Source organism: Anabaena sp. CCY 9910, from assembly GCF_963920875.1.
Taxonomy (GTDB): Bacteria; Cyanobacteriota; Cyanobacteriia; order Cyanobacteriales; family Nostocaceae; genus Trichormus; species Trichormus variabilis.
On record NZ_CAWUDJ010000001.1, the window covers coordinates 463,497 to 482,646 of the forward strand.

Annotated in this window: 12 protein-coding genes; 4 read left to right on the top strand and 8 right to left on the bottom strand. The window is 40.3% G+C overall.

Features of this window, described 5'->3' with window-relative positions; genetic code table 11:
- Positions 1–10: 10 nt before the first annotated feature.
- From gmd to ACM5QX_RS02060, 3 genes are all read right to left on the bottom strand, one after another.
- A complete protein-coding gene (gmd, locus tag ACM5QX_RS02050) occupies positions 11–1,090 on the bottom strand; it encodes a GDP-mannose 4,6-dehydratase (protein ID WP_159368352.1) in 1,080 nt (359 codons plus the stop codon).
- A gap of 535 nt (positions 1,091–1,625) precedes the next feature.
- Positions 1,626–2,384, bottom strand: coding sequence for a sugar transferase (locus ACM5QX_RS02055; RefSeq protein WP_010998957.1), 759 nt, complete (start codon positions 2,382–2,384; stop codon positions 1,626–1,628).
- Between the two features lie 110 nt (positions 2,385–2,494).
- Positions 2,495–3,640, bottom strand: coding sequence for a glycosyltransferase (locus tag ACM5QX_RS02060; RefSeq protein ID WP_414752155.1), 1,146 nt, complete (start codon positions 3,638–3,640; stop codon positions 2,495–2,497).
- A gap of 439 nt (positions 3,641–4,079) precedes the next feature.
- On the opposite strand from ACM5QX_RS02060, the gene ACM5QX_RS02065 reads away from it, so the two are divergent.
- A complete protein-coding gene (locus ACM5QX_RS02065) occupies positions 4,080–5,021 on the top strand; it encodes an NAD-dependent epimerase/dehydratase family protein (RefSeq protein ID WP_414752156.1) in 942 nt (313 codons plus the stop codon).
- A 148-nt stretch (positions 5,022–5,169) separates the two neighbouring features.
- Here the strand turns inward: ACM5QX_RS02065 and ACM5QX_RS02070 are convergent, their stop codons facing one another.
- Entirely contained in the window at positions 5,170–6,468 is a 1,299-nt protein-coding gene (locus ACM5QX_RS02070; protein ID WP_414752157.1) for a cation:proton antiporter, read from the bottom strand.
- A gap of 154 nt (positions 6,469–6,622) precedes the next feature.
- Here ACM5QX_RS02070 and ACM5QX_RS02075 point away from each other — a divergent pair, with 154 nt between their 5' ends.
- Complete coding sequence (locus ACM5QX_RS02075) at positions 6,623–7,990, top strand: cytochrome P450 (RefSeq protein ID WP_414752158.1); 1,368 nt, start codon at positions 6,623–6,625, stop codon at positions 7,988–7,990.
- Between the two features lie 56 nt (positions 7,991–8,046).
- Here the strand turns inward: ACM5QX_RS02075 and ACM5QX_RS02080 are convergent, their stop codons facing one another.
- The 3 genes from ACM5QX_RS02080 to ACM5QX_RS02090 form a co-directional block, all read right to left on the bottom strand.
- Positions 8,047–12,705: a hypothetical protein gene (locus ACM5QX_RS02080; protein ID WP_414752159.1), complete on the bottom strand. Its 4,659-nt coding sequence runs from the start codon at positions 12,703–12,705 to the stop codon at positions 8,047–8,049.
- 20 nt (positions 12,706–12,725) lie between these two features.
- A complete protein-coding gene (locus tag ACM5QX_RS02085) occupies positions 12,726–14,030 on the bottom strand; it encodes a P-loop NTPase fold protein (protein ID WP_414752160.1) in 1,305 nt (434 codons plus the stop codon).
- A gap of 230 nt (positions 14,031–14,260) precedes the next feature.
- Positions 14,261–14,881: a tetratricopeptide repeat protein gene (locus ACM5QX_RS02090; protein WP_414752161.1), complete on the bottom strand. Its 621-nt coding sequence runs from the start codon at positions 14,879–14,881 to the stop codon at positions 14,261–14,263.
- A gap of 184 nt (positions 14,882–15,065) precedes the next feature.
- Here ACM5QX_RS02090 and ACM5QX_RS02095 point away from each other — a divergent pair, with 184 nt between their 5' ends.
- Positions 15,066–15,542 carry an MEKHLA domain-containing protein gene (locus tag ACM5QX_RS02095; protein ID WP_414752162.1) on the top strand — a complete coding sequence of 159 codons (477 nt, stop codon included), beginning with the start codon at positions 15,066–15,068 and terminating at the stop codon, positions 15,540–15,542.
- Between the two features lie 225 nt (positions 15,543–15,767).
- A complete protein-coding gene (locus ACM5QX_RS02100; RefSeq protein WP_011318897.1) occupies positions 15,768–16,487 on the top strand; it encodes a rhomboid family intramembrane serine protease in 720 nt (239 codons plus the stop codon).
- Positions 16,488–16,500: 13 nt separating this feature from the next.
- Here ACM5QX_RS02100 and ACM5QX_RS02105 read toward each other — a convergent pair whose 3' ends face one another.
- On the bottom strand, positions 16,501–18,834 hold the full coding sequence (locus ACM5QX_RS02105; protein WP_414752163.1) for a CHASE2 domain-containing protein: 2,334 nt from the start codon (positions 18,832–18,834) through the stop codon (positions 16,501–16,503).
- Between the last annotated feature and the right edge of the window lie 316 nt (positions 18,835–19,150).

Here is a 19,150-nt window from a genome sequence, read left to right on the forward strand (position 1 = left end):
CAAGAATTAATCAGAAGTGGAGTACACCCAGTTGTTGACGAATAGTAGCAATATCCTGCGGTAGGATTGAAGTATTGCCATTAGGTGAAGTCTGACCTAAAGCTTGCAAATCGGCTTCTACCATTAATGCCACCAATTCTTTAAAGGTGACAGAAGGCTTCCATCCCAATTTTTGTTGTGCTTTCGTGGGGTCACCAATCAATAAATCTACTTCCGCCGGACGCAGATAACGCTCATCAAACTCTACATAATCTTGCCAGTTAAGATTTACATAGCCAAACGCCAACTCTAAAAATTCACGTACTGAGTGGGTTTCTCCTGTAGCAATTACATAATCATCTGGTTGTTCTTGCTGTAACATCAACCACATGGCGCGGACATAATCTTTGGCATAACCCCAATCTCTCTTGGCATCAAGGTTACCCATATAGATGTTTTTCTGATTGCCGGCAACAATCTGGGCAACAGCTCTAGTAATTTTGCGGGTAACAAAAGTTTCACCGCGACGAGGTGATTCATGGTTAAAAAGTATGCCATTACAAGCAAACAAACCGTAAGATTCCCGGTAATTGACTGTTTGCCAGTGGGCATAAACTTTGGCACAAGCATAAGGGCTACGGGGATAAAATGGTGTAGTTTCGCTTTGGGGTACAGCTTGCACTAAGCCATACATTTCCGAAGAACCAGCTTGGTAAAAACGTACTTGAATGCCTGTGCGTCGTTGGTAGTCACGGATTGCTTCTAGTAACCGTAGTGTTCCCATACCTACGGCATCTACTGTATATTCTGGCGAATCAAAGCTTACTCGTACGTGAGATTGAGCGCCTAAGTTGTAAATTTCTGTTGGTTGAACTTCTTCAAGAATTCGGCGCAGCGTTGTACCATCGGTTAAATCACCGTAGTGAAGAAATAACTTGGCTCCTTCTTGATGGGGATCTTCATAAATGTGATCGATACGGTCTGTATTGAATGTGGAAGTCCGGCGAATAATACCATGAACTTCATAACCTTGTTCTATGAGAAATTCGCTTAAATATGAACCATCTTGACCAGTAATCCCAGTTATTAATGCTCGCTTGTTTTGGTTCATGCTTTGTTTATTCCTTTTTGTCGGTGATGAAATTTTCGCAGGTCAATTGATACAACCTAGCAGGTAATGAATAAATTGCCTAACGGTAAACTTACGCGTTTTAAAGAGTACCCGGATTGTATCGTAAATAAATATACTTAATAAAGAGCAGTTTTTTCTGGCAACTCAGCTTTAAGACTCACAAGTCAAGTTTTTTAAGGCACTTTACCCTTTTTCTTAGGGATATTACCAAGATTTTTCTTGGCCAAAACTTTACACAAATGTCACTTTTATTAAGTTGGAATTAATCTAATATTGAAGATGAATGAATATTGGCTATGTCTAGATTAGGATAAGTCACAAAACTTGGTTCACATAGTTAATAATAACTAATAGCTCAGTAGTTGGTAATTGGTAATAGCTAATAGGAAATAGGTGAATTTTTTCTAATACCAATTTATGATTACCAATTACCAGAAATATATTGTCCGGAGGAAAATAATATTATTTGTGTGAAGGGGGAAATAATGCCCCCTAGTAAAAAAATCTTTTTTCGTCAGTATGCTCCGTTATTTTTGGGCATGATTACCACATCAATTGTTTTCAATATAATCCATAAGTCCAACCAGAGAGTCCTAGACTTGACATAATGCAAGTCGATTTGTACTCGTCGGGGATAGGGAATATCATTCCTTCCTGAAACTTGCCATAATCCAGTAATTCCTGGTCGAATTGTTAGAACTTGTTCGATGTGATCACCATATTTTGGTAATTCTTCTGCTACTAAAGGGCGCGGGCCAACAACACTCATATCTCCTTTTAAAACATTCCAGAATTGGGGAAACTCATCCAGGCTGGTAATTCGTAAAAATTGACCAATTTTAGTAATTCTGGGGTCTTTTTTGAGCTTAAAACTACTTTCAAATTCCTGTCGCAACTGTGGCGATGTTTCCATCATTTGCATGAGGACTTCGTCAGCGTTGCTGACCATTGTCCGGAATTTAATACAATTAAAGGGTTTGTAGTTTTGGCCGATTCTTTCTTGGACATAAAAAATTGGGCCTTCTGAGCTTAAAGCAATCAGCGAGGCCAGAATTAAATAGACTGGTGAGAAGAGGATCAACACCAATAAAGAAAACACAATATCGAAAAGTCTTTTCGCAAACTCTCCGTTGATACCTTGCAAAGACAAACCTTTGGGTTTGATTTTAGGTGTCTTTGTTTTTTGACCACGCTTGACTGTAGAACGCATAGACGAGCTAGCATCTTGCCGTAAGCGTCGTTTGCCGGAGAGGAGTGAACTCTGGGCAGTCATCATACTCCTTAATAATCCACACCACACATAGTCCCAATCTTAAAGCCAAAAGGATGTGCTTCTGGGGTTAAATTGCCAAAAGCATACAAAAGAATTACAAAAAATTCTGCCTAACCTGCTAAATTAGGCTTTTGTTGATGGCACTGGTCTAAAAAATCTAGATAGCGCTTGGCAAAGTTTTGCGGGGAAAACTCGGCAGCGTGCGATCGCATATACTCAGGGTCAAGAGCATCTTGATACATTTCAAATTTTTCTACTGCCTCCACCAAAGCTGCTTGAGTTTGCATTTTAAAAAATATACCTGTTCCTGTATCTTTATAAGATCGTACATCCCTAACTGTTTCCGTGGCACCTCCGATACCATAGGCAATTACCGGAGTACCACAAGCTTGTGCTTCTACTAAAGCTATACCAAAATCTTCACAGGCAGCATAGACAAAAGCCTTGGCTTTGGCCATATACTTTTTGACTACATCATCAGGTTGCCAACCTAATATTTGAATATTAGAATTAGCTAGCTGGCGAATCTGTTTCATTTCTGAACCTGTACCAATGATGACTAATGGCCTCTGCAATTGGTTAAACGCTTTCACAATTAGGGATACCTGTTTATAACTCACCAATCGGCAAACTGTGAGATAAAAATCCTCTTTGTGAGGTAAAAATGGAAATTCTGCGACATTCACCGGCGGATAAATAACTTTGGCTTCTCGCCGATAGCAGCGCCATATACGCCTAGCTGTGTAATGGGAATTGGCAATGAAGTAATCTACTCGATTGGCGCTTAACACATCCCATTGGCGTAAACGATGTAATAAGTATCGAGTCACCCATCCCGCAACACCATTCCCCATTGGGCTGGAACGCAAATAATCAAAGGTTAAGTCCCAGGCGTAGCGCATGGGACTATGGCAATAGCAAATATGTAACTGGTCAGCAGTGGTTAATACGCCTTTGGCAACAGCATGAGATGAGGACAAGATTACGTCATACTGGCGCAAGTCCAATTGTTCGATTGCCAGGGGTAAAAATGGTAGATATTTTTGGATACCATTACGGGCCGAGGGAAAGTGCTGGAGGAAGGTCTTGCCAATCTGACGTTGGTACAAATAACTTTCAGGATTGTTAGACTCAAAGTCGATGAGAGCGTATAAATCGGCATCGATATGATGCAGAATTTCTTTGACAACGAGTTCTGAACCGCCGGTGGCTTTTGGTGTCAGCCACTCATGAACAAGAGCATATTTCAATGGCACAGCTAACTAACTTTAAGGTGTAGAAATTAAAGGAGGCAGGAGGCAGAGAGAGGGAGTAAGCAAGAAGCAAATTAAACCCCTCCAGCCTTGAAGCCACGGAAAAAATTACTCTATGGGAAACTGACTTTTAAAGTCAGGATTTTTTCAGGTCAAATTTCCCTTTACAAGCAAGAAATGGAAAGCGCTTCAGATAAAAAATACAGACGTACTTCTGTGAGGAGAGGTTCCAGAAGGATACAGCAACCTGATAACCTCAAATCAGGGATTGGGGATTGGGTACTAGGGGTTGAGTAAGGGAATAATATTTTCTTTATTCTTATGTCTTTTCCCAGTCACCAGTCGCCAGTCTCCCCTTCGGGGTTCGCCAGTCGCTAATGGGGGAAACCCCCAAGAACGCGCTGGCTCACCATTCCCTCAAAAACATAGCAATGGGTAATTTATGCGAATTTTAATAATGGGTGGTACTAGGTTCATTGGTGTCTATTTGACGCAAATCCTGGTTGAACAAGGACATGAGGTAGTACTTTTCAATCGTGGTAATCGACCGTTACCAGCTTTACAGGGAGTAGGACAAATTATAGGCGATCGCACGGATGCCACGCAGCTCAAAGAAAAATTATCAGCAGAAAATTTTGATGTCGTTTTTGACAATAACGGCCGGGAATTAACAGATACTCAACCCTTGGCGGAGATTTTCCAAGGTAGAGTGCAGCATTTTGTTTATATGAGTTCTGCGGGGGTTTATCTCAAATCTGACCAGCTACCCCACATAGAAGGGGATAAGGTAGACCCCAAAAGTCGCCACAAGGGTAAGCACGAGACGGAAGCTTATTTACAGCAAACAGGATCACCCTTCACTTCGATTCGTCCCACCTACATTTACGGCCCACGTAACTACAATGATTTAGAAAGCTGGTTCTTTGATCGGATTGTACGCGATCGCCCCCTGCCAATTCCAGGTAATGGGTTACATATCACTCAGCTAGGTCATGTTAAAGATTTAGCAACGGCGATGTCACAAGTGATTGGTAATAAACAGGCCATTGGGCAAGTATATAATATTTCTGGCGATCGCTATGTCACGTTTGATGGTTTAGCTCGTGCTTGCGCCCAAGCCTTGGGAAAATCAGCCGATGATCTGAAAATTGTCCATTACGACCCGAAGAAATTTGATTTTGGCAAACGCAAAGCCTTCCCTATGCGAGTGCAACATTTCTTTGCTTCGGTCAACAAAGCACAGACAGAATTAAATTGGCAACCCCAATATGATTTAATTTCTGGGTTGGCTGACGCTTATGAAAACGATTATGTAGCAAGTGGACGCGATAAATCAGAAATCGATTTTTCTGTAGATGAGGAGATTCTCAAAGCTGAGAGTTGAGTCATGAGTGCTGGGTACTGAGTAAGAATTTTTTCTCTGCTCTTCTACCCCCTCTTTGACCACTCATACTAGTTCGGTCAAAAATGATAACATATTTAATTTCAACTAAAAAACTATAAAATTGATAATTACGAATTACCCATAGATGTTACTCTAAATCACTTAAAGTTTCAGGCAAAGAAGTTTTTTTCTCATTAGCAATATTGCGTTCGTACCAACTCATTAATGGCGTAGCAGATATGCCATGTATAACGACAGAAACTACAATCGTAGTGTAAGTTATCCAAGCTATTTCTTCCCCCACTCCATCTTTCAAACCATGACCAAAAGCATAGGCAAGATAATATAAGGAACCAACGCCACGAATACCAAACCAGCCAAATAACCAGCGAGTGGCAGGATGAAAGCGGCGGCGATGGGATGCTAAAGGACGTTTGCCAATGGTGCTAATCCAGGCTCCAATAGGTCGAATAATTAAAAATAGGAAAATAATTACTATTAAAGACTGATAGCCATAGTTAACTATTGGTTGCCATAGTAATATGGAACCTAATAATAATATGGTGCCAACTTCTAAAAGCTTTTCTAGTCGTTCAATAAATTCTAATTGTGCCAGTGGTCTTTCTGGGTTTCTATAGGTGTCTTGAAAAACTAATCCCGCAATAAATACTGCTAAAAATCCATAACCGTTGACAACTTCTGTTAGAGAATAAGTTAACAAAATTGCACTGAGAGCCACAAAGTCTTCCATCAAGGCATCGGCAGAACGGCGCTTCTGGATTTTTTGGTCAATCCATACAATAGCTTTAGCAACAACAAAACCCATAATTAATCCAGCAGCGATCGCCCAAACTAAATCAATGGCTACCCACTGCTTAAACCAGGTGTTCCAGTTGTCATCTTTAATAGCAAAAAGTCCAAAATAGACAAAAGGAAACGCTAGGGCATCATTTAACCCACCTTCAGAAGTTAAACCAAAGCGTAGCTCATCTTTATCATTAATATCTGTTAGTTGAACCTCCGATGCTAATACTGGGTCAGTGGGGGCAAGAATGGCTCCTAATAAAATTGCTTCGCCCCAATTCATGCCTAAAAATAATTTAGCGACAATTGCTATAGCAAAAATAGAAATGGGCATTAAGAAACCAATGAGGCGTGCGGTAATATCCCACACTCTACGTCTCCTGGGATGGATAATTTTTAATCCACAGCTAAAAACGGAAATAATGACAACAAATTCTGTGATTCTTTCCAATAAATCTGCATTAAATACATCATCTCGGCGTAGTTGTATCAACCCAAAGCCATAAGGCCCAAGAATGATTCCCACTAAAAGATATATCAAAGCAAAAGATAAAGGTAAGCGCGCAATCCAACCAGAACCTAATGTAACGATGAGCAAAAGTAGCCCAATTACAAATAGGTCAAGAATATAAATATCTATCATATAAATGATGTATAAAGAATCTGGATGGCTAGGCTATTTTAGAAGCGATCGCCTATTTGTATAAATGATCTACAGATAGATATCATGAAGATGACTTATATTAATTTCTACTTCTGTTAGCTTAGTTAGGATCGTACCGAAAGGAGCATTTGTTATGAAACTTCCAGACAGTCCAAAGATACCAAGATTTATGCAGCTAGTGCAGTGGATTTACCAGCCATTGCAACTAATGGAAGCATCTGCCAAAGCTCATGGGGATTGTTTTACACTATGGCTGACAAACAAACGACCAATAGTATTTTTGAGTAACCCACAAGCAATTCAAGAACTTTTTACTACTCCATTAGAACAATTAGACGCTAGAGGAACAGCCCAAGTTTTACAACCTTTACTAGGAGAAAATTCTTTACTGTTGCTGTCTGGAGAAACTCACCAGCGTCAGCGTAAGTTGTTAACGCCGCCTTTTCATGGCGATCGCATGAGGGCTTATGGCGATATCATTACTAACATCACCAAAGAAGTTATTAGTAAATGGCAATTAGGCGCACCCTTCTCTGTGCGCGACTCCATGCAGGAAATCACATTGCGAGTGATTTTACAAGCTGTTTTTGGTTTGCGTGAGGGAGAACGTTACACCCAACTACAAAAACGCTTGTGTGACATCTTAGATTTGAGTGGTTCTGCCTTACGTTCTACCCTATCCTTCTTGCCTGCATTGCAGATAGACTTAGGTCGCTGGAGTCCTTGGGGTCACTTCTTGCGTCAAAGAGCGGCAATTGACCAACTACTTTACGCCGAAATTCAAGACCGCAGAGATCATCCAGACCCATCCCGCACTGATATCCTGTCATTGATGATGGCAGCGCGGGATGAAAATGGTGAAGCCATGACTGATGTTGAATTGCGGGATGAATTGATGACGTTGTTAGTCGCAGGTCATGAAACTACCGCCTCAGCTTTGACATGGGCTTTATACTGGATTCACAAATTACCGCAAGTACGAGAGAAACTTCTGGCTGAGTTAGATAATTTTGGCGACAATAGGGACGTAAATGAAATTACTCGCCTACCTTATTTAACGGCTGTCTGTCAGGAGACACTACGCATTTATCCCATTGCGATGGTGACCATTCCGCGTATTGTCAAGACAACTTTAGAAATTGGTGGTCATCAATTTGCACCAGGAACAATGCTTGTAGGCTGCATTTATTTAATGCACCGCCGACCAGATTTATATCCCCAACCGCAAGAGTTTAAGCCAGAAAGGTTTTTAGAAAAGCAGTATTCATTATATGAATATCTACCATTTGGTGGCAGTAACCGTCGCTGTGTCGGTATGGCTTTTGCCTTGTATGAAATGAAATTGGTTTTGGCAACAGTATTAGCAAATATGGATTTAGCATTAGTTGATAACTATCCAGTCAAACCCACCCGACGCGGTGTCACTTTAGCACCTTCCGGTGGTAAATGGTTAATTGCCACTGGACAACATCAAAAAGTCAAAAACCCTGTGGAAGTATAGTTAATTGCCACTAGCGATCGCCTATAGTATTTTCCCATAAAGCGATCGCGCCCCAATCAATACTTTAATATCTCGCACAGACGGCGATCGCTCTCTGTGACATGAGTGTTATTCTCTAGATAATCTTGTAGCCAATTGAAACCACGCGCCAGTAGTTGGTCTAAATTTTCTATCGGCCATAATCTCACAGTGCGATCGTCAGAAGCCGTGGCAATATACTGATCATCAGGACTAATACTAATACTCCTGACTGCACCTTTATGTCCTTTAAATTGGGCTAGTTGCTGTCCGTTAAGATTCCATAACCGAACGGTGCGATCGTCGGAACTAGTGGCGATATACTGCCCATTATGACTAAAAACTGCACTTTTTAGGGGGGCTTGATGTCCTCTAAATTCGGTGAGTATTTGCCCATCCAGATTCCACAACTTGGCTGTATGGTCTTCCGAAGCAGTCACGAGATATTGACAATCAGGGCTAAAATTCACACTCCAAACTGTACTTTGATGCCCCAAGAATTGCCCCACCTGTCGTCCCTGGAGATTCCACAATCTAGCTGTACAGTCATCAGCCGCAGTGGCAAGATGCTCTCCATTACAACTAAAACTCACATATCGCACCCATTTATCATGCCCTTTAAATCGCATCAACTCCTGACCATCAAGACTCCATAATCTAGCCGTCAAGTCAGAAGAAGCAGTAGCGATATGCTGGCCATCAGGGCTAAAATTCACACTCCAAACTGTACCTTGATGCCCTGGGAATTGCTGAAGCATCTGCCCTGTAACATCCCATAATCGCACCGTCCGGTCAGAGGAAGTAGTAGCAATGTATTTACCATCGGGGCTAAAACTCACACTCCAAACTTTTCCTCGATGTCCAAGGAACTGTAAAAGCTCCTCACCTTGAATATTCCACAAACGTACCGTCCGGTCATCAGAAGCCGTAACGACCTGTTGCCCATCAGGGCTAAAATCTATGCTCCTCACTGTACTCTGATGTCCTCTAAATGGGGGGAATTGCTGCTTGTTTAGGTGCCACAATCGGACTGTACGGTCAGAAGATGCAGTTGCAATATATTTACCATCAGGGCTAAAACTCACACTTCGCACGTAGTCCTGATGTCCTGGGAATTGCTCTAGTTGCTGACCATTGAGATTCCAAACCCTAGCGGTACGGTCAGAGGAAGCGGTAGCGATATATTTACCATTGGGGCTAAAACGCACACTCCAAACCACATCCTGATGGCCGCGAAATCGGCTTATCTGTTCCCCGGCTAGGTTCCATAATCGGGCTGTACCGTCAGAGGAGGCGGTAGCAATATACTGACCATCGGGGCTAAAACTTACATCCCAAACACAATCTTGATGTCCTGGGAAGCGGACGAGCAATTTACCCTTGAGGTTCCATAACCGGACTATTCGGTCATCAGCAGCTGTGGCAATGTGTTTACCATCAGGGCTAAAACTGACACACCAAACGGTTCCTTGATGCCCTAAAAATTGCGCTAGCTGCTGACCGCTAAAATTCCATAACCTAGCTGTGCGGTCATCAGAACTAGTGGCGATGTACTTACCATCAGGGCTGAAACTCACACTCCGCACATAGCCCTGATGCCCTTGAATTTTAGCTAATTGTTGACCCCTAAAGTTCCATAACCTGGCTGTCCGGTCAGAGGAAGCAGTCGCCATGTATTTGCCATCAGGGCTGAAATTGGCACTCCAGATTGTATCTTCATGCCCTTGTAATGAAATTAATTGCTTGCCTTGAAGATTCCATAATCTGGCGGTACAGTCATCAGAAGCCGTAAGGATATACTCACCATCAGGACTAAAACTGACGCTCCTGACCCAGCCTTGATGCCCTTGGAACTGATTACGCTCTTGGATATTGTCTAGAATCGTCTGCAAAGCTAGTAATGGACTAGTTGCTGGGTACTTTACCAGAGAGCGACCATCTTTGACTAAAGCTTGCAAAGCTTTTCCACTCCGCATTGCTGACATAAGGGAGTCTAATTGTGCAAAATCGAACTGACGTAAAGCGCTGACTCCTTCCTGTTCTAAGGTTGTCCCTGCTTGTACTTCTCTGAGGACAATTTGTTGTTTTTCTAATTCTGCGTTGACTTGAGTTAGTATGGTTTCCACCCGCTCTAGCTCTTGTTCAATCTGTTTTCTTTGTTCCCGTTCTTGTTCGAGTTCTGCCAATAACTCATTTCCCTGCTGTTGACGAATGAACGGGACTAAATAATCATGTACTAATTGATAGCGATCTGCTGGTACTTCTGGTAAAAGTAACACTAATCCAGACTTCACAAAAATTTCTAAGATTAAATCTAATGTTTTTACCTCTGGTTTTAAATCTGATGCCAAATCAGTCCGAGTTTTGAGAGGACGAGTACCGTTTTCGTCTGTGAGTAAATATAGTACCAGGCGCGCCATTTGTTCATTTTCAGAACCACAATTTCTAATAACTGTTTCTAAAAACCTTTCTACTAATTTTTCTTTAGTACCAAACTGACAATATTTTGCCAGAGTATTAATTTTTTCTGTTTGCATTTGCGCCCCCACAATCTGTAATTCAATGGGGCGCACTTCCCCAAATTGGCATGATAAATCTTCAACTAGCTTATCTATGAGTTTAGGTTCTAGGTAAAAGTGTGTTTTTTCTGTCAGGTTTTGAATAATAGCTTTGGCATCTGCTGGGGTAAAATTACCCAAGTAATAGCGAATATTTTTATCTAAAATATTATTATTAATTGACCCCAAATTAAATAATCGTTCTAACTCTAGTAAGTAATGTAAATAATCTTCCCGCAACGAAAGTACAATCTTGACAAAAGGTATATCCAAACAAAAACGTAAAAACTCGTAAAAGGCTTTTCTGCTAGCTTTATCTGTATAAACGAAGAAAAATTCCTCAAATTGGTCAAAAATTAACACTGTTAACAGATGGCGCTCAGAATTTTTCTGTAATTGCTCTCTAATGGCTAGGGCTGAATTAAGATCATGAGATAACTTATAGCCTCTAACTTCTTCAACAGCTTGTGCTAAGTTTTGTCCTAATGTTCCTACCCAATCTGTATACACTCGTAACAATAGAGGTAAAGCATCACGTTCAGCAATCGGCTTTTCCTGCAAAGCAGGTATTAAACCAGCTTGTAAAATAGAACTTTTACCCACACCTGATTGACCATGAATGACAGTCAATTTATGTTCAGTGCTACTAATCCTTTCTCGCAAACGTTGAACATCCTTTTCTCGACCAGAAGCAACTATTTCTTGAGCAATTGTTCCCTTTCTGTATACTTGTAATTGGGCGGGATTAATCGCCTGAAGCTGAGGATTAAGATAAGATGCACCAACAAAGGCACGGAAACCATACTGCTGTTCAATTTGTAGTTGTTCTTGTTTAATTTGAAAAGCTGCTAAATATTGACTTTGTTCAAAGTAGACGTTACTTAACATCTCTAAAATATTAATATAAAGCCTGGGATTATAGTAAGCACAGGTTTCATTTTTAGCTGCCAATAAATTACTAATAGCATCAGTACTCTCATTTAATTCCTTTTGAGAACGGGCTAAAATAAACAGATATAAACTCCGTTCAGGGACTTTTTGATTTGAGATATTCTTCAGTCTTTGTAATGCTTTTTGAGCAAGTTTTTTAGCTTCATACCATTGAAAACTTTCTAAAGAAACTTCAGCTAAAAATCCATAAGATTGGGCTATTTTTAAAGATTGCCCATAATTTTTATGTAGTTTCAAGGATTTATGGGCTAGATTATATAAATCTGGCCAAGCATTTAAGTTTCTTAATACCTCCCCTAAGGTATTAATATACTTAGCGATTAAATTATCAAAGTGTCCTTTTTCTAAAATTGCAATACATCGCTGAAGATATTTTCTAGCTTTTTGGTAACAGTCCTGATCATCTATCTGATTTTTCTGCGCCTGTCTTACATAAGTCAACCCGATGTTAAATAGTAATATTCCTTGCCGTTTCAAATTATGATTTTTTTGCCAAAAATCTAAACTATCTTGATAATGAGCCAAAGCAGAGTCTGTATTATCGTACAAATAATCATGTAAACCCCGGACAAACTCCAAGTTAGCCTGGATTACTTGATTTAATTCTCTACCTCGGTTTTGTAAATCTTGAATTCCTCGATTTAATTCCCAACAAATTTGTGGATTGGGAATTAAATCACCTATAAAAACTTCGTCAGTTTTTTTCTGAATAAAACTAATTAATTCATTAGTACTACTTTCAAATGCAATAATAGTTGCCCAATTTTCTAAATCGGTGGCTAATCTAATAAACTTTTGGAGAACTTGGTCATTAACCCAGATAAGTATGGGGAAGGGAAAGTTTTTTCTAAACTCTTCTCTGACTCGGTTAGCCGCAGTCAGGACAGTATCAATGTCTTTAGCTGACTCTAAGCCAAAGACAATCAATGCGGGTGGTTGTTCATCGCCTAATTGTTCATTTATGTTGGTGTACAGTGTTTTTACTGTTTCTGGTAAAGTGATTTCATGTATTTTAATTGGAGAAATTTGGTTTAGTTGTTGGGTAATGCGTTTACGCAAAGCTGCGTAATTACAACGCAATAATATTAAAGAAAATTCTCCCTGGGAAAAAGTAATTGCCCTTACCAAAGTTTGTAACGACTGCTCGTTCTCAGGGGTTAAGTTATGGGAATTAGGTAGATTATTCATCTTATGAAAAAGACAACATCTTATAATTTAAAGTCTTTGGCTTCTGCCAAAATCGGATTAATATCAAACCAAGAACCGTCCTCATCCCGATATTCAAATACAAACATACTGGGAAGCAAAAGTTCATATTTTTCATGACCCCTCAGGCTTTTATCTTGCGCTACTTGGTAAAGAACTTCCCATTCATCAGGGGTAATAGCTAAAGAAAGTTCATTACAGCGTTGCTTAATTACCCTGTCTAGACATTCCCGCGAAATGGGGGGGTCTTCTTTTTGAAGACAGCGAAATAATATCATCAGCAAATTACGTAAATGACCACCACTAACTAAGCACAGTCTATCTAAGGTTTCAGGGCTGTCAAAAACCTCTGTAATTAGTGCTTGGTTTTGTTCCCAACTTACCCCAGGAAACGCCCTGGCCATGACCATCTGTTGCAGCAGGTTAATTCCTTGGGCAAATTTAGTACCATTCTGAAGTCTGACGGGTACCATTGGTAGGACTTTGGGGTCAATACCAAAGCGATTTGTTAATCTACCTAAAGCATTGGAGAATATTAAAACTAAGGGAATTGTATAAACAACATGGCAGCTTAGTTGGTTTAACTGTTCGCCGCGTTCTACAAATAAATATTCAGGCTGGATTTGACCTGTAGGCTTTAGTGAATTATCAATACGGTCAAGATTGTCAATGATGACGACTAATCCTTTTTTACCTTGCAGCTTGAGTTTTGCGATCGCTGGTTGTAGTAGCTCTTTATTGATAGACTCTAAAATACCATTGGTGCGTGGTTCTAGATATTGTCGTAATTGCGATCGCAGTTTCGGACTATCTTTAGTTTTAGCGGTGATTTTACCAATCCCCACAGATAACTCCCCTTCTACGCCAATATCTAGCGGTGTTTGCAAAAAACCGACAATTTCTGTAAACAAATTTTGGAAGTATCCAGGTTTGAGGTTAATCTTGATTGCCTCTAGACTTTGACTCACCTCACGGGCTATAGCTAATAAAATATCTGTCACGTCTACATCAGCCATATCCAGGCTTTGGCTAGACTCAAAGTACACCACATGAAATCCCTGCTGTTCTAACTCCGATTTCAGGCGGAGTAATTCCGTTGATTTCCCACAACCAATGTGACCAGTAAACAACTGACAAGTAGGTTCATCTGGGGAAAGCCTGGTGATAGTTCGCCCTAATTCGTCAATAATCTTGCTACCCCGCACTTTAGAGAAATCAATGTAATATTGTCTATCCTCCGGTTTGCTGACAGCCAAAGTCTTGCTAGGGTTGCACGCCTGAAAAAACCTGATTAAATCTAACTTCATGAGAAAACACCCGAAATCAGCCTGGTAATAGCCCTATATTTCAGGATTATAGCGATATCATTACTAATAATTAGAAATTGCTAATAAAAGGTTATTTTCTACTAGTTTAATTTTATTTTACTTTGCGTGTCAGTAGTCAGTTGTCAGTGGTCAGTTGTTGAGAGAATCTGGTCTAATACCCCATCCCCTCGTGGGTGGAGTTTTTATTTTTTCAGGGAATAATCCAGCAACTAAATCCAACCCCGCAGCTTTTTATGCACCTGCGCCAAGTACCACATATAGTCATCAAGTTTATATTTATCAGCAGCCTTAACTATATATTCTTGAGCTAAAGGTAAATTATTTTCCGCTTCGTAATATAGTCCCAAATAAAGATGACTGTAAAACTTACCCTTATTACCTTCTGTTTTTCCAATGTTGAATACATCATCTGGCGTACAATATCCGGCAAACAAATCATAGACAGAACGCATAATTAGTCTGGGGTCATTTTTCACCGTTAATAAGTTATTTCTTGCCTCTGTTACACCAACTAAACGTGCCATGCACAGATATCTCCAAACTGTTTCTTCCACGTCTTGGGAATTGACCGTTAAATCTATTTCAAACTGTTGAGCGCCTTCAGCAAATCTATCTGCATAATAATAAGATAAACCTCGTTGCCAAAGGTATGGCTTAATTCGATCATCTAGCTTTTCTGCTGTGTCAAAATCATCAATTGACTCCTCAATTTTTGCTAACTGAAATTGCACCATACCCCGACGGACATAAGCATTAGGATTGTTGGGTTGTTTACTAATAACTTCGTTCCATTGTTGGAGTTGATTTTCTAAAGAATTGGCAAATAACATGATTTATATACGGTAATTTTAACTATCAACAACTGCAAGTGTAATAATTTATGTTTAATTCTACTTTCAGGTAATCCTGCTGAGTTGAGAGGGATAGTAAATTATTCACGCACAGATACAGAGAGGGGGGAAAGATAGCTTGTTATGTCATACTGGGTTCTTGGTGTTCAATTTATATTGATCTATGTCTGGTTTGAAAGAATATCCTGGGGAACAATACGTAATTATTCGCCACAGTCAACGCTTAATTAAAAGTTTTCAGCATTGGACAGGAAATTTATTACTAGATGTGCATGGATCACCTGATGAAATAGCATTGGCATTATTTGAAGCACCATTTGTCTTAGTTTCTCATGGTACGGAACCAGACCCGATTTTTAACTACGGTAATCGCAAAGCTTTAGAACTATGGGAACTGTCTTGGGATGAATTTACGAAAATGCCTTCGCGCAAGAGTGCTGAGGAGATAGTACAACAAGAACGCGATCGCCTGTTAGCAGAAGCAGCAACTCAAGGTTTTAGTTACTACTCTGGTGTACGCATTACCAGCACTGGCAAACGCTTTTATATGCAAGACGGTATCATCTGGAATCTGCTGGATGAACAACACCAGTATTGTGGTCAAGCAGCTGTTTCCTATAATTGTCAATTTATTACATAACCATGATTTGACTGCTAACGGTTAACTGCCAACAGTGAAGAAGACGCGATTCATCGCGTCTCTACAGATGGTTTATTTGTCTCATTCTTTTTTCCGATTGGTATTAGATGGGCGATATTTTAAATCGTGATACCGTTTAACTCATATTCATCCACTAGCTAGAAGAAAATACTAGCAAAATTTACTACTGTGGTTCTAGTGACTGAAAAATCAGGAAAAACGCCAGTGGTTCCCATTAGAGATAATAATCCTGTAACAATTACGCCTTATGTGACTTATGGGCTAATTGCTGCCAATGTCCTCGCTTTTTTGTATGAAGCTAGCCTTCCTCCCCAAGCATTAGATGGGTTTTTGCATTTGGCGGCTGTTGTTCCGCGAGAACTGAGTTTAAGTTTTGCTGGTGTTTCTGTGCATCAACCAGTACCAGAGTGGGCAACTTTGATTACTTCCCAATTTCTGCACGGTGGCTTTCTACACCTAGCTGGGAATATGTTGTTCCTATGGATTTTTGGTAACAATGTAGAAGAAAAACTTGGTCATGCCAGATATTTGCTGTTTTATCTGGCTTGTGGGGTTTTAGCGTCTTTAACCCAATGGTACTTCTCTCAAGATTCTAGCATTCCTTCTTTGGGTGCTAGTGGGGCGATCGCTGGTGTGATGGGTGCATACATCCTGCGTTTTCCCAACGCCGAAATTCTCGGTGTAGTTCCTTTAGGTTTCTTCTTTCCAACTTTCCGTGTTCCTGCATACTTCTTTTTAGGTTTTTGGTTCCTGCAACAATCGTTTTACGGACTTGCTGGTTTACAAACACGCACTAACATCGGGATGGAAAGTGGTGGTATTGCCTACTGGGCCCATGCTGGTGGCTTTATTTTCGGCGCACTCCTGGGGCCCTTGTTGGGTTTATTCAGCGATAAAGCCAAGGAAGAATCTTGGTATAGTTAAATCCCCAATTAATTCAAGGCCAATGTGCGGTCGGAAAATCTGACTCATCTATGGATATGATTGTGTTCATTGATGAGTCATTTTGCTGTCCGAAGTTTTTATCTGGGGTATTGGCTAATTTATTAAGTGCTGCTAAAACTGCTGATGCAGACTGATAACGCTGTTTAAAATCTTCCCGCACCATTTTGCTCAAAATTTGTGCAAAGCCCTGGCTAACGAGTGCCTTATCTCTCCATTTTATTTCCTCATCCTCATCTCTGGGAAGATCGTGGGGGGCGATACCTGTTAAGGCTTTAATACCAATCATGCCGACTGCATAGATATCGCTATTGTATTGAGGACGGCCGAAACATTGTTCACTGGGTGCGTAACCTTTAGTACCAATACCAATAGTAAAGGGTAGTGGCTCTTGATTGTTTGCTTGGGGTAAGGAAATTTCTTTGACTGCACCAAAGTCAATTAAGACTAATTTGTGGTCTGAGTGTCTGCGAATAATATTGCTGGGTTTAATATCTCGATGAATTACACCATTTTCATGAACGAATACTAATATTTCCAGTATTTCCCTAATAATTGCCACCGTCTCTGCTTCACTAATACTTCTACCTGATGGCAATTCCTGGTTGAGAGGATGACCAATAATATATTCTTGAACTAAATAAAATTCTGCTTCTTGTTCAAAATAAGCCAAAAGTTGGGGTATTTGCTGGTATGAACCCAATTTTTCTAAACTTTGTGCTTCTAGATTAAACAAGCGCCTAGCTAGTTGCAATCCTTTTGCCTGGGTGTTGACTGGTTTAAGTTGCTTAACTACACATTGCGGATTACCTGGACGCTGGGTATCTTCAGCAATATATGTTTCACTAAATCCACCGTAACCCAGTACCTTGAGAATTTTGTAACGTCCACTGAGGATTTTTCCCGATACGGCTACATTTCTTTGTTGTAATAAGTCTTGTAGTTCTTGTTGTTGGCTAATAATTTCCTGAACAACAGGAGAAGTTTTATATTTCTGAAATATATCGACTATTTGGCGAGTCCGGATTTTTTCTTTAGCTACTTCTGTTCCCAGATAAGATATGCCACAAAAGGCGATCGCCAACATTGGTATAGCTGTAGGAAATAGCAACTGTGCATAAACAAAGCTGATATAGCTAATACTACCCCAACCACTGGCGACAGCCAAACTTAAAATAAATCGCTGAAGTCCGCTTTTGCTTCTGGTAATGATAAAAGATGTACCACCAACTAATACCAACACAAACAAAGCTTGCAGAGATTGACTTGGAATCGCTTGGGCGATCGCTTTACCTTCCATCAAGGTGGCGATCGCATTGGCGTGAATTTCTACTCCTGACATTTTTTCAGACGATAACCAAGCGCTACTAACCGCTACACCATGATAATCATTTGCTAACTGGGCAGTTGCACCAATAATGACGATTTTGTTTTGAAATACTTGCCCTTGCTGTAAATAAGTATTCCAGTTTTGCGGGTCGAGGACGTGCCAAAAGGGAATCGTGGTAAATGTACCAGACGGTCCCCAAAAATAAATGCGTTCTCCTGGTGAACGAGGATACTTTACCTTTGCTGTTGCCAACACTGCTTGGTCAAAGGATGGAATTTTATCTGTGAGGGCATCAACTTCGCCTAATATCTTTGTCAATTCACTACCTAAGCGATGTATTTTGCCATCCACCTCTACAGGAAAATTTACTGTACCTATTGACGAATCATCGTGACGGAATTTTTCATAGGGTAACCTCAATTGAGTAAAGAATCCCTGGTGGGACTGAGAAGTTTCGTATTGTGCCGCTAATGTCACCTTGCCGCTATATTTCTGTAATACTGCTTGCAGTTGGCGATCGTCCTCATTTCCGTAGCTTCCAGGTAGATCAAAAACCACATCCAACGCAACAGATTTAGCCCCAGCCTGCATCAATTTTTCCACTACCTGAGCATAGGCAACACGCTTAAAAGGAAACTTACTCAGTGGTTCTAGGTAGGCATATTTCTGTGGATATGTTCTATAGTATTGTTCGGGTACTGATATGGACTGATCGTCAATTGCTAAGATCACTATGTCCTCTGGCGGGATAAGTGGTCCTCTGATTTGAAAAAATGCAGATATTGCTTGATTTTCCAGCAACTGCACTAAACTTAAGCCAGAAGTTGTCAACAAAGCTGCACCCATTGTTAAAGCAACAGTGAGTATGTTTCCTAAACGTACCAGACGCTGAGACTGGCGTGCTGCTGCTGTTAAAGTGGCTTTGGTTGTTTTATTTGACGCTATATTGGCAGTAGACCCATTTTTTTTGTTGACTTTTTCTGTAGGTTCTTCTGCCATATCGTGTTAATAATTGGTTTAAGTACAATTTTTTTATTTATTTAGTTTCATTTATACTACAACCACATTGAAATCAGAACTTAAATGATAATCTTATACATTTGTAATATAAATTTTATTCTGCGCCAAACTTGTGTTAAACAATCTCCACTCAGTCAAGATGATAGGGACTAGAGATTAAAGGTTAAACACTAGAAAACACAGATTTTTCTCCTTTAGTTGTGTGTAAAGTCTGAATAATAGGGAATAAGTGAAAGGACATAGGGTGGAGATCAAAGATTTTTTCATGCTGAGTCAGAGGATTTTTCCGGAAATG

Excerpts from the sequence above, each read along its gene's own strand:
- gmd (WP_159368352.1), bottom strand. The coding sequence starts at position 1,090 with ATGAACCAAAACAAGCGAGCATTAATAACTGGGATTACTGGTCAAGAT.
- ACM5QX_RS02055 (WP_010998957.1), bottom strand. The coding sequence starts at position 2,384 with ATGACTGCCCAGAGTTCACTCCTCTCCGGCAAACGACGCTTACGGCAA.
- ACM5QX_RS02065 (WP_414752156.1), top strand. The coding sequence starts at position 4,080 with ATGCGAATTTTAATAATGGGTGGTACTAGGTTCATTGGTGTCTATTTG.
- ACM5QX_RS02070 (WP_414752157.1), bottom strand. The coding sequence starts at position 6,468 with ATGATAGATATTTATATTCTTGACCTATTTGTAATTGGGCTACTTTTG.
- ACM5QX_RS02075 (WP_414752158.1), top strand. The coding sequence starts at position 6,623 with ATGAAACTTCCAGACAGTCCAAAGATACCAAGATTTATGCAGCTAGTG.
- ACM5QX_RS02080 (WP_414752159.1), bottom strand. The coding sequence starts at position 12,705 with ATGAATAATCTACCTAATTCCCATAACTTAACCCCTGAGAACGAGCAG.
- ACM5QX_RS02085 (WP_414752160.1), bottom strand. The coding sequence starts at position 14,030 with ATGAAGTTAGATTTAATCAGGTTTTTTCAGGCGTGCAACCCTAGCAAG.
- ACM5QX_RS02090 (WP_414752161.1), bottom strand. The coding sequence starts at position 14,881 with ATGTTATTTGCCAATTCTTTAGAAAATCAACTCCAACAATGGAACGAA.
- ACM5QX_RS02095 (WP_414752162.1), top strand. The coding sequence starts at position 15,066 with ATGTCTGGTTTGAAAGAATATCCTGGGGAACAATACGTAATTATTCGC.
- ACM5QX_RS02105 (WP_414752163.1), bottom strand. The coding sequence starts at position 18,834 with ATGGCAGAAGAACCTACAGAAAAAGTCAACAAAAAAAATGGGTCTACT.